This window comes from Providencia rettgeri, from assembly GCF_001874625.1.
Taxonomy (GTDB): Bacteria; Pseudomonadota; Gammaproteobacteria; order Enterobacterales; family Enterobacteriaceae; genus Providencia; species Providencia huashanensis.
Genome location: NZ_CP017671.1, coordinates 223004 through 235867, shown reverse-complemented (window position 1 = coordinate 235867; position 12864 = coordinate 223004). Strand labels below are relative to the sequence as shown.

The following is a 12864-nucleotide window of genomic DNA, read 5'->3' as shown; positions in this document are numbered from 1 at the left end:
GAATTGAATTCAATAATCGAGTGCTTAATTGATGAATTAAATTTAAACGGATTCTTTTTATTAATGACAATTGCTATGCTTTGGACATCATAAATAATCTTTAAATTGTCTTTATCTATGTTGGTGATAACAATAAACCAACCTAAGGGGAAAATGATGACCTCCAATACTCTCGCTCACGAATTTTTAACTGCAGCTGAACAAGGACAATTAGAATTATTAAAAAATTGCCTTGAAAAAGGTGTGGATATTAACACCACCAACCGTCAAGGCCGCACTGCTATCGTCAATGCTAGCCTGAATAAACATTATGAATGTGTTTCTTTTCTGATTAGTGCAGGTGCTGACATTAATAAACAGGACCAAACTTGTTTTAACCCTTTTTTATTAAGCTGTTTAAATGATGATTTAACATTATTGCGCCTTGTATTACCTGCAAAACCAAATTTAGATTTATTGACCCGCTTTGGTGGCGTTGGAATTACCCCAGCAAGCGAAAAAGGGCATGTAGATATTGTTCGTGAGTTACTCGAAAAAACTGATATCAATGTAAACCATACCAACTTCGTCGGTTGGACACCATTACTTGAAGCAATCGTTTTAAATGATGGTGGCGAAAAGCAACAACAAATTGTCAAATTACTATTAGACCACGGCGCAAACCCGCATATGACCGATAAATATGGTAAAAAGCCGTTAGAGCTGGCTCGTGAAAAAGGCTATAACGAAATAGCTGAATTATTGATTGCCGCGGGGGCATAATCGAACCGTCCCGATCAGGAGGCATGTGAACGCATCCATATCTCATCGGCAAAGGTTATACGGGCTTACGGCTGATACACATTTTCTTCAGGTTTTACATCAGCCGCAGCTTACAGGAAAAGTAGAGCAGGTTTTCAATAAAGCGATAAATATCTCAATAGGCAATATTCTTTATACTTTATTAAGCTCTCAGTTAGACAATGCACCAAATAGTTGCCGATTAATAAATAAAGACTTTTCTCTTTTAACCTTAAAAGTAGGAGACCCAATTTATTTTTCAGATAATGAAATGGTTATTGGTGAAAATTATTTAATTTCATTTTCGTTATGTAAAAAATGGCAATCACCCATTATTATTTTTGATTATAAAAAATTAACTAACCCAGATTATTTATTATATATAGCAAACCAAATAAAAAGTTTGGACATAATTTTAAATCATAATGTGGATTCCCTATTTAATTATCAGGGAGATAACGTCTTTTATCTATCAATAGCTAAACAACTGGCTCAGTTACGGTTAAAACTGATTGAATTATTGATTAATAAAGACCAACAAAAATTACCCCATATCATTCGCCAATTTGTTGGCTTAGGTATCGGGTTAACACCATCCAGTGATGACTATTTAGTTGGGTTAATGGCATTTTTATTGTTAAAGGAGCACCCTGCTTTTGCTTTTTATCCTGGGTTTTATCAAGGGATTATTCAAAGCAAAAGCCAAACAACGCCTATAAGTGCCATAACCCTAGAGAAAGCCTTAAACCAAGAATATCGTGAAAATATGCAGCAATTAATTCAAATGTTAGTTGATGCGAAAGAGACAAATATTTATCCACAATTTTTAGAGATTTTAAATATCGGGTCAAGTTCTGGCAGCGACATGCTATTTGGCTTACGTGATGCCCTGTATCTCACCCATTATTTCGGAGAAAACTATGTCGACTAAAGTTGTCATAAAAAAGAATACTTATTTTGATTCCGTGTCACTGATGTCTATTTCAACAAAGGCCAATCAACTTGATAATGTTGAACAAGCCTTTGTTGCGATGGCAACAGAAATGAATAAAGGCGTACTCAGAAATTTAGGGCTATTAACCCCTGAATTGGAAGAGGCTAAAAATGGCGATTTAATGATTGTCATTAAAGGGCCAAGCGATGATGCTAACGATGCTACATTAATTGCCATTGAAGACTTATTTAATAAAAAAAACCAAGGTGGTGGCCAACACGAAGCCAAATATGCCACGGTTAATTCTGCGAAAACCCACATCCCCGATACTAACCTTGCGGTAATCTCTGTGAATGGCCAATTTGCCGCCCGTGAAGCCCGCATTGCATTAGAAAACGACCTCAACGTGATGTTATTTTCTGACAACGTTTCAATTGAAGATGAATTAGCACTCAAACAACTCGCTAGCAAGAAAGGTCTACTCATGATGGGCCCAGACTGCGGAACCGCAATTATCAATGGCACTGCATTGTGTTTTGGTAATAGCGTTCGCCGTGGCAGCATTGGGATCATCGGTGCATCCGGTACTGGTAGCCAAGAGCTTAGCGTTCGTATTCATGAATTTGGTGCAGGTGTTTCTCAACTAATTGGTACCGGTGGCCGCGATTTAAGTGAGAAAATTGGCGGGATCATGATGATTGATGCCCTAAAGATGTTAGATGCCGATGATGAAACCCAAGTTATTGCCCTCATTTCTAAGCCACCAGCCGCCGCTGTTGCAAAGAAAGTACTAGAACAAGCTGAAAAATGCCACAAACCAGTCGTTGTTTGTTTCTTAGGTAGCCAGCCTCTACCAGAAGATAAACCTGGGCTAACGTTTGCACAAAGCACCAAAGAGGCGGCACTAAAAGCAGTGCTATTAACGGGTATTCGTAAAGAAGATTTAGATTTACATTCTCTAAACTGGCCTTTAATTGAAGAAGTCAGAGCGAAGCTCAAACCTGAGCAAAAATATATACGTGGCTTATTCTGTGGCGGAACGCTATGCGATGAAGCGATGTTTGCCGCTTTGGAAAAATACGATGATGTTTACAGCAATATTCAACCAAACCCTGACTACCGCCTGAAAGACTTAAATCAAAGTATCGCTCACACTTTCCTCGACTTTGGTGATGATGATTTCACTAATGGTAAACCTCACCCAATGATCGACCCGACCAACCGTATCGAACGCTTATTACAAGAAGCTCGCGACCCTGAGGTCGGCGTGATTATGATGGACTTTGTTTTAGGCTTCGGTTCTCACGAAGACCCCGTTGGCGTCATGATTGATGCTATCAAAGAAGCTAAAAACATCGCTAAACAAGATGGTCGTGAACTTGAAATTTTAGGCTATGTACTCGGTACGGACCAAGATACTCCATCCATGGATGCACAAGTCAAAATGCTGACAGATGCAGGGGTCATCTGGGCAAGTAGCAGCACCAATACGGGTTTATTAGGACGTGAGTTTGTGTGGAAAGGGGAGAACGCATAATGACTTCATTATTTAAACAACCGCTAAATGTTATCAACGTTGGCATCGAGATGTTCAGTGATGACCTGAAAAAACAACATGTTCCAGTCACTCACCTAAATTGGACGCCTCCAGGACAAGGGAACGTGGCAGTGATCCGCGCCCTCGACCAAATTGAAGGTAATGCGGCATTACAAGAAAAAATTGCAGCGGCTAACGCACAAGCCCTTGAGCGCATTATTCAATCCCAACCAGTATTAGTTGGCTATGACCAAGCGATTAATGTGGTACCGGGCATGACTAAAAACACTATCCTACACGCCGGTCCACCCGTTGCTTGGAAAGACATGTGTGGAGCTATGAAAGGGGCAGTTACTGGTGCGCTGGTCTTTGAAGGGCTCGCGAAAGATTTAGCCGATGCAGAGCGCGTAGCGGCATCTGGTGAGGTTATTTTCTCCCCTTGCCATGAACACGACTGTGTTGGGTCAATGGCTGGGGTAACGTCTGCATCTATGTTTATGCATATCGTTGAAAACAAAACCTATGGCAACCGCGCATTCACCAACCTCAGTGAACAAATGGCGAAAATCCTACGCATGGGTGCCAATGACCAAAGCGTTATTGACCGTTTAAATTGGATGCGTGATGTATTAGGGCCAATGCTACGCGACGCAATGAAAATTGTAGGTGAAATTGACCTGCGTTTAATGCTAGCCCAAGCCTTACACATGGGGGATGAGTGCCATAACCGTAATAACGCTGGTACCACCTTACTGATCCAAGCATTAACGACAGGAATTATTCAAACTGATTTCTCTGTCGCACAACAAAAAGAAGTGTTTGATTTTGTGGCAAGTAGTGATTACTTCTCCGGCCCAACTTGGATGGCAATGTGTAAAGCGTCAATGGATGCAGCACATGGTATTGAATACAGTACCGTTGTCACCACCATGGCTCGTAATGGTTATGAATTTGGTTTACGTATCAGCGGATTACCGGGTCAGTGGTTTACAGGGCCTTCACAGCAAGTTATCGGCCCAATGTTTGCAGGTTATAAGCCTGAGGATTCTGGCTTAGATATTGGTGACTCGGCAATCACAGAAACCTACGGTATTGGGGGCTTTGCAATGGCAACCGCACCTGCCATCGTTGCGCTGGTTGGTGGTACGGTAGAAGAGGCGGTAGATTTCTCACGTCAAATGCGCGAAATCACACTTGGTGAAAACCCGAATGTGACTATTCCATTACTCGGCTTTATGGGTATCCCGACAGCCATCGATATTACCAAAGTTTCAGCCAGCGGTATTTTACCTGTTATCAACACAGCAATTGCCCACAAAGATGCAGGTATCGGTATGATTGGAGCAGGTATTGTTCACCCGCCATTTGATTGCTTTGAAAAAGCCATGTTGGCCTACGCACAGAAATATGCTTAGTTTTCAATCATAAAAAAGACGCCCAACTTCGGTTGGGCAATAAAAATAAAACAAATACCCTGAATATTCAGCAACACAGATAAACTGCAACTTTGAATATCATGATATACACCCTCTAGCGTGTATACCCTAAATAATTTGAGTTGCAGCAAGGCGGCAAACGAAGATATCCCAAGGAGCATACTCATGTATGTGACTTAGATAGCTAAGAGCAGCCAACACAGCTGTGGCTCAAAGTATGACGGGTATACAGGGGAATACTATATGAGTATATTTAATATAAAGTGGAAACGTGGGGACTTGGCTGCCTATTTTGGCTTAATGACCAATAACTTAACTAACCTACTCACCATGATGGGCTTATTAATTTTCGTTGTTGGTATCCCATCTGAACTTGTTTATGGTCGCATTGCACCCGCTTTTGGTCTCGCCGTTTTACTTGCCAGTATTAGCTATGCTTACTTTGGCCAGCAAATGATCAAACAAACAGGGCGCAGCGATGTAACCGCTCTGCCATCAGGGCCAAGTGCACCTTCTATCTTTACCGTGACCTTCTTAGTCATTATGCCGGTGTACCAAACCACGCAGAATGCTGAGTTTGCCATCCAAATCGCATTGGTTTGGTGTTTCGTTGAATCAATGATCCTCGTTGGTGGCTCATTCTTAGGCGAAACTATCCGTAAAATGATCCCTCGTACGGTGCTGTTATCTTGTCTTTCTGGGCTTGGGCTATTATTGCTAGCAATGAACCCAATGCTGCAAGCCTTTGAAGCACCAACCGTTTCATTTATTGTTTTATTATTAATTTTCATTAACTGGTTTGGTAAAAAGCCTATCTTTGCACGTATTCCTACCGGTTTATTATTGCTTATCGCGGGAACAGTACTTGCGTGGGCTTCTGGGCTGCAAAGTGCAGAGGCAATAAAAGACTCTATGGCGTCATTCGGCTTTAACCCTCCAGGGATTCATATTGACAGCTTCTTCCAAGGCTTACCGCATGCACTTCCATATTTAGCTTCTGCGGTACCATTGGGCTTAGCAAACTATATCTTTGACCTTGAAAACATTGAAAGTGCTCACGCTGCAGGTGATGAATACAATACCCGTAAGGTTATGTTAGCTAACGGCTTATCTTCAACTGTTGGCTGCTTCATGGGTAACCCATTCCCAGTCACTGTTTATGTTGGGCATGCTGGCTGGAAAGCAATGGGGGCCAGTGTTGGTTATACGCTAGCATCAGGTATCACCATGTTTATTGTCCCATTGTTTGGTATCGGTGCATTCATGCTCGCTATCATTCCAATGACAGCTATCGTACCAATATTGGTGTTTATCGGTGTTGTCACTGCCAACCAAGTGGTACGAGAAACACCGAAGATTGAAGTGCCTGTTATCTTTATCTGTCTATTCCCATGGATTGCTAACTGGGCGCTCACTATGGTCAACAGTGTGATGGGGGCCGCAGGGACGTCAGCAAGTGCAATAGGCGTTGAAACATTACTACACAAAGGTGTTTATTATCAAGGCCTTGTACACTTAGGTAACGGTGCGCCATTGGCAAGTATGCTATGGGGTTGTATCGCTATCTTCGCTATCCTCAACCAACCACTACGTGGGGCAATTGCTGCGGCAGCTGGCGCAATATTAGTATTCTTTGGAATTATTCACTCCCCAGCAGTAGGAATTGCAACCGGTTCAACCTTGATGTTTGTTTACGCTTACCTCATGATGGCAGCTTTATTTGTACTCAAATATTTTTTAGATAGCCGTAAATCGGTGGAAGAACAACAAGCTGAACAATCTGAGAAACTCAGTAAGTCAGTGTAATCAAACCAACCTTTTATAGCCGGTGTCTACAGTACACCGGCTGTGAGCTAAATCTCTGTATCAGGAAACATTAACAATGAAAGAACTCGTGGTTGTTGCCATCGGGGGCAACAGTATTATCAAAGATAACAACAGCCAGTCTATCGAAGCTCAAGAAAAAGCCGTTCAAGAAGTGGCACTGCATATTAGTGACATGCTTGAGGGCAACTACAACATTGTTTTGACCCATGGAAATGGACCCCAAGTTGGATTAGACCTACGCCGCGCTGAAATAGCCCATGAAACAGAAGGTTTGCCGTTAACCCCCCTTGCTAACTGCGTCGCTGATACTCAAGGTGGCATTGGCTATTTAGTTCAGCAGGCACTCACTAACGTGCTAGCGAAACGTCACAATCGCCAAGCTATTACAGTTGTTACACAAGTTGAAGTCGATAAGAACGACCCTAACTTTAGCGCCCCAACCAAGCCAATTGGTGCATTTTTTACAGAACAACAGGCTAAAGAATTACAACAAGCGAACCCGAGCTGGCATTTTGTCGAAGATTCCGGTCGAGGCTATCGCCGAGTAGTCGCATCTCCAGAACCAAAACGTGTGGTTGAATCAAAAGCGATCCGTACCTTAACGGAACATGACTACGTAGTGGTTGCAGCTGGAGGCGGTGGCATTCCTGTTATTCAAAATGGCGATGGTGGCTACCAAAGCGTTGATGCAGTGATAGATAAAGACCTCTCCACGACATTACTGGCGAAAGAATTAAATGCCGATATTTTGATTATTACTACCGGTGTCGAAAAAGTCTGCATTCACTTCGGTAAACCAGAGCAAAAAGCTCTTGGTGAAACGACCACTAGCGACATGCAACGCTATATGGAAGAAGGCCATTTCCCCGCAGGCAGTATGTTACCGAAAATCGAAGCGAGCCTGTCATTTATTGCCAATGGCGGTAAACGTGTGATTATCACCACACCAGAAAAACTACCGGAAGCCTTACGAGGTGAGACGGGAACCCATATCATCCAAGGGTAAGGGTTATTTACAACGTACCATTATTTTGGAACGCTAGAGTTTCTCGTTAATGTCTCAATATCACCCCCAGATCGCAAAATAGCGATCTGGATGGTGAACTGCTGATCAAAAACTGGAAATTCGACTCTATTTCATGATCACAAGGAGTTTCTATGAAAGCAGACCAATCATCCGGCAGAAGAGAGTTCCTTTCCACTAGCGCCAAAGTCGCCGCTGCTTGTACCCTTTTTGGTACCGTATCAGGTATTGCATCCGCGCAAAATCAACCCACAATGTCATCCGATATTACTCGCATTACCGACAGCCATTATTACCTTGACGATGTATTACTCGAAACAGGCTTTAATTTCCGCGATACTACGGTGATTGGCACTAAAACCGCATTGCAAACGGTTGAAATCGATCAAGGTAAAATTGTCGCCATTTTACCGAATAAACAACATGCTAATCACCAGCTAAATGCTTATAACGCTCAAGGCAAATTGATGCTACCGGCGTTTCGCGATATGCATATCCACCTTGATAAAACCTTCTATGGCGGGCCATGGCAAGCGCCACAGTCACGTGAAGGTAAAACAATTATGGATATGATCACCCTAGAGCAGAAACTGTTACCTGAACTGCAACCCTTCACCGAAGAAAGAGCCAATGCGCTGATCACGTTGATCCAATCCCATGGATCAACCATTGCCAGAAGCCATTGTAATATCGAACCCGTTTCTGGGTTAAAAAATTTAGAAACCCTACAAAAAGTACTTAATGAACACCAACAAGATTTAACTTGTGAAATTGTCGCTTTCCCACAGCATGGGTTATTGTTGTCAAAATCAGAACCCTTAATGCGCGAAGCCATGCAAGCTGGCGCCCATTATGTGGGAGGCTTAGACCCCACTAACGTTGATGGGGCAATGGAAAAATCTCTCGATACGATGTTCCAAATCGCTCTCGATTATAATAAAGGCGTAGACATTCATTTACATGAAACCAGCCCTGCGGGTTTTGCTGCCATCGAGTATATGATCAAAACAGTGAATGAAAACCCAAGTTTGCGCGGTAAAGTAACGATTAGCCATGCCTTTGCTCTTGCAACACTGAGCCCAGAACAAGCCGAAAAAACCGCAAGGCAACTGGCGGAACAACAAATTACTATCGCCTCAACAGTACCGATAGGTACATTACATATGCCATTGAAAATATTAAATAATAATGGCGTATTTGTGATGACCGGAACAGACAGCGTTATCGACCATTGGTCACCGTTTGGGCTGGGTGATATGCTCGAAAAAGCCAACTTGTATGCTCAGTTGTATACTCGCCCAGATGAACTGGCACTGTCTCGCGCTTTAGCAATTGCGACAGGGAATATTTTGCCATTAAATACCAAAGGCCAGCAAATTTGGCCCACCAAAGGCGATGATGCTAGCTTTGTTCTCGTCGACGCATCTTGCTCAGCTGAGGCCGTTGCGCGAATTTCACCAAGGCATGCCTCTTTCCATAAAGGCAAACTCGCCTACGGCACAATGCAAAAATCGATAGCTTAATGTCAGTTCATTGAACTAGCGCCGCATGGCGCTAGCTTCAGGCTGGCTTTGCAGTATATCGGCTAACCGAGGCAAAAATTAAACCCAGTAAACCTTGATTATCTACAGTTTGTAATACTGTAATCGGTTTTGCCATTGGCTCAGGAATACCGACTCGTAAACGTAACGCATCATAATAATAGCTTTTTCCACGTAATGCCCCTTGCAGCTCAATACCCACTTGTTTTTTCTCGTAGGTTACTAGGCTTTTATCTAATAGCCATGCAACGGTTAACACATCGTGAACCCAACACCCCGCCAGCTGACGCGTAGCCCGGGAATAATCAATCCACGGGCGCATAGTATTAACAAGAAATTGGCTCAATGTGGATTGAAGTACAGAAAACTTATCGAGGTCACTCTGTACCATCTGTGTTTGTACCGTAACATCCATTGGCACTAAAGTAATATTGGCACCACTATTCAAAACCGCATGGGCCGCCTCTGGGTCTAGCCCAAAATTGGTATCTTTAATATAACCAGGGACATTAAATACCGCTCCCATAATAACAATTTCAGCCACTTTCTCTGCCATTTCAGGGAACAATTGCATGGCCATGGCGATATTGGTTAAAGGACCAATCGCAATAATAGTGACCTGATGCGGGTTCTGACACACCCGCTCACCAATACGCCACGCAGCTTCTGGTGCTGATTTAGGTAAAGCAGGCACAGGGGGAAGGTTATCCCACAAATAGTTAAGTTGCGCCCGCTGTGCGCCATTATCTAATAATTCGCGCCATGGTCCGCTAGCTTCAATTAGTGCCGATGACGCCCCGCGGTAAACAGGAATGTCCTCATTCAGCGAGTTGACTAAATGGCTGGCCACATTAAAACCAACCTCACTAGGCGTATTCCCTGAAACGGTTGTGATCATCTCTAGTTGAATTTCTGGCGCTGCTATCGCAAGTGCAAGAGCAAGCCCATCATCAACATTCGCGCCTGCAACGCCGTTTCCCGGGTCACAATCAATAATTACACGCATAAATTTCCCTGAAATAATACATTATCAGCACCCGCAGGAGTGCCCAATTTGTAGCTCAAAATCCACCTCACAAATGGCTTCTTTATTTGGCCAGTTTTGTAGAATCTGTATCGCTTTTTCTGCTATTTTATCAACAGGTTGTCGAACAGTCGTGAGTGTAGGAACAGTATACTCCGATTGCACAGTACCATTAAAACACACCAGAGCAATGTCCTCTGGTACCCGCAGTTTTAGTTCAGCTAAGGCTTTCAAACAACCAAAAGCTTGTAACTCATTGGTTGCAAAAATGGCCTCAGGGAACCCTATTTTCTGCATTTGATAGATAGCTTGGTAACCCCAATCACGCGTATATTGCCCTGCAATAACCCATTTTTGCTGTATTTCAAGGTTGGCTTCTACCAAAGCGTTTTCCCAACCACTTAACCGGTCTTGGGTATTAAGCATTTCAATGGGCCCACAAATAATGCCAATATCTTTAAAACCATGCTCAATGAGATGGCGAGTGATTTTATAGGCTGCCAACTTTTCATTGACTTGAAGAGCACTGACGCCTTCGGTAGGGTCGACCCTATCTAACATCACACAAGGGGTACCCGAAGATTGGATCAGGTCAATGTACGGATGACGGTCAACACTGGTATAAATCAACCCTTCGACTTGGCGTAAAAGTAGGTTGTTAATCAGTTCTTTTTCACGCACACGGGAATCCCCTGCATCCCCTAATAACAAGACATGACCATGCTTGAAAGCTTCACGTTGCAATGCATGTGCAATAGAAGCCAAAAAAGGGTTAGAGATATCAGGGATCACCAACCCATAGGTTTGTGTACTGCCAGACGCCAGTGCTTTAGCGATACCATTCGGGCGATACCCCGTTTTTTTTATCGCCGCTAACACCTTCTGTTTCGTCGCCTCAGCAACAGGACGGGGACCGTTATTAATCACATAACTGACCACTGCAACAGAAGTTCCGGCTTCGCGGGCAACATCTACCCGCGTCACTTTACGATAGTTCACATCAGGCACGCAGCAATTCCTTTTTCACTTACTATTATCTTACGAAAGAATAGCAGCCACTCTGGTTTTTATATACCACCTGCGTTCACTTATATTGCATCTTCTGGCAAGTTAAGGTCACGGCCTCGCGTTTCTGGTGCAAAAAATGTGGTAACTAGACCAATACATGCCATCCCCATAAAATAAATAGCAATTGGCCACCAATGCCCAGTCCAAGATAATAACGCTGAGGCGACAAGCGGTGCTGTTCCCCCCGACAAAATAGAACCAAGCTCCTTAGCAAAGGCCATTTTTGTATAGCGATTACGTACCCCAAATAGCTCTACACCCCATGCCGCTTGCACGCCAAAAATCCCCAGAGATGCTAACCCCATTCCAACAATAATCGTTGGGATCACAACCAGCGGTTCCCGTGAATCCAGTAGCATAAAGGCGGGGACTGCATACAACATTAACAATAAGCAGAACCAGCGGTAAATAATACGGCGACCAAATCGGTCAGATAACCAGCCGGCAAAAGGGATAATGGCAAAACCGAGGATCGAGGCAATTAAAACCGCAGTTGTCGGTACCGATTTATCCACCAACAATATTTTGGTGACATAACCAATAATAAAACCTTGGGCTAGGTAAGACGGCCCATTTTCGCCAATCCGTAAGCCAACCATGGTCCAAAATGCACGCGTTCTCTGCCAAAAGGTACGGTTATCAACAGGGTGACTTACAGCATCAGACGCCAACGCTTGGCGACGCTCCTCTGCCAGTTGGGCTTTTTGCCGTTCAAATACAGGGGTTTCACGCATATGTTGGCGAATAAATAACGCTGCCAGCGCGATCAAAATACTACCAAGGAACGGAATACGCCATCCCCATGACATGAGGCTTTCTTTATCTAACTGTAAGACTATCAACCAAATCATTGAAGCCAGTAATGTTCCGCTGTTTGAACCTAGGGCAATAATCGAAGAGACTAACCCACGCCGCTTGACCGGAGCGTACTCCCCGAGCATCACAGTTCCACCAGATAGCTCAGCCCCAGCGCCAAGTCCTTGAGCAAACCGTAAAATAACCAAACAAACCGGCGCCCAAACACCAATCTGCGCGTGACTTGGAATTGCGCCAATTAGGGTTGTAGATATCCCCATCAGTGCAATGGTAATCACCATCACCATTTTTCTACCATGTTTATCACCTAGCCAGCCGAAAAATAATGCACCGATTGGGCGAGCGATAAACCCAACAGAATACGCGGCAAAACTGGATAACAGTGCCATAACCGGCGTCGCATCAGGGAAGAAAACATCACCGAAAATAATACCTGCTGCTAAACCATAGAGAGCAAAATCGGCATATTCCATGGTTGTCCCTAACCAACAGGAAAAAATCGCTCGGCGAAAATCTTTTTTCCCTTCAGGCGTATTTAACCGCTCTTGTGCGGCTTGTTGGTTAGCCTCGGTATTTAAATGTGTTGCCATAGTCATAAACCCTTGGTATTGGCGCAAAGCCTATTTGTAAAATAATCTAACTGGTATTTTTATTTACTTAAAGGATAGTCTACGCGCGTAGAATTAAGCAAACGAGGGAATGTTATTTTGTGAGCATTATCACTTGATGATAGAAATATGAAATTTATATGACTGAAAATAAAAGAAGAAATTTTGGGGGAAAACATAAAGAATCAGAAAATGTAAAATACCTCGATGTTAGTTATATTGATTACGGAAATAGAAAAGCCACTATTTATATGTAAGTGGCTTTTCAT

Annotated in this window: 10 protein-coding genes; 7 read left to right on the top strand and 3 right to left on the bottom strand. The window is 43.3% G+C overall.

Annotation, left to right across the window (positions count from 1 at the left end; genetic code table 11):
• The first annotated feature begins 156 nt into the window (after positions 1–156).
• The 7 genes from RB151_RS01095 to RB151_RS01065 all read left to right on the top strand — a co-directional run bounded on the left by RB151_RS01095 (position 157) and on the right by RB151_RS01065 (position 9061).
• Positions 157–762, top strand: coding sequence for an ankyrin repeat domain-containing protein (locus tag RB151_RS01095; protein WP_048605491.1), 606 nt, complete (start codon positions 157–159; stop codon positions 760–762).
• A gap of 25 nt (positions 763–787) precedes the next feature.
• Positions 788–1711, top strand: coding sequence for a DUF2877 domain-containing protein (locus RB151_RS01090; protein ID WP_071547595.1), 924 nt, complete (start codon positions 788–790; stop codon positions 1709–1711).
• Positions 1701–3251 (top strand): acyl-CoA synthetase FdrA, encoded by a 1551-nt coding sequence (gene fdrA / locus RB151_RS01085; RefSeq protein WP_042843367.1) that lies wholly within the window; start codon positions 1701–1703, stop codon positions 3249–3251. The genes RB151_RS01090 and fdrA overlap by 11 nt, the downstream gene beginning before the upstream one ends.
• Positions 3251–4666, top strand: coding sequence for a DUF1116 domain-containing protein (locus RB151_RS01080; RefSeq protein ID WP_042843366.1), 1416 nt, complete (start codon positions 3251–3253; stop codon positions 4664–4666). Before fdrA ends, RB151_RS01080 begins: the two co-directional genes overlap by 1 nt.
• A gap of 264 nt (positions 4667–4930) precedes the next feature.
• On the top strand, positions 4931–6493 hold the full coding sequence (locus tag RB151_RS01075) for a xanthine permease (protein ID WP_042843365.1): 1563 nt from the start codon (positions 4931–4933) through the stop codon (positions 6491–6493).
• Positions 6494–6569: 76 nt separating this feature from the next.
• Positions 6570–7520: a carbamate kinase family protein gene (locus RB151_RS01070; RefSeq protein WP_042843364.1), complete on the top strand. Its 951-nt coding sequence runs from the start codon at positions 6570–6572 to the stop codon at positions 7518–7520.
• 152 nt (positions 7521–7672) lie between these two features.
• The gene (locus RB151_RS01065) at positions 7673–9061 is read left to right on the top strand and encodes an amidohydrolase family protein (RefSeq protein WP_071547594.1); all 1389 of its coding nucleotides are present in this window, start codon (positions 7673–7675) and stop codon (positions 9059–9061) included.
• Between the two features lie 37 nt (positions 9062–9098).
• On the opposite strand, the gene RB151_RS01060 is transcribed toward RB151_RS01065, so the two are convergent.
• The 3 genes from RB151_RS01060 to RB151_RS01050 form a co-directional block, all read right to left on the bottom strand.
• A complete protein-coding gene (locus RB151_RS01060; protein WP_042843362.1) occupies positions 9099–10085 on the bottom strand; it encodes a nucleoside hydrolase in 987 nt (328 codons plus the stop codon).
• 24 nt (positions 10086–10109) lie between these two features.
• Positions 10110–11111 carry a LacI family DNA-binding transcriptional regulator gene (locus RB151_RS01055; protein WP_094301194.1) on the bottom strand — a complete coding sequence of 334 codons (1002 nt, stop codon included), beginning with the start codon at positions 11109–11111 and terminating at the stop codon, positions 10110–10112.
• A gap of 80 nt (positions 11112–11191) precedes the next feature.
• Positions 11192–12577 carry an MFS transporter gene (locus RB151_RS01050; protein WP_042843359.1) on the bottom strand — a complete coding sequence of 462 codons (1386 nt, stop codon included), beginning with the start codon at positions 12575–12577 and terminating at the stop codon, positions 11192–11194.
• Positions 12578–12864: the final 287 nt, after the last annotated feature.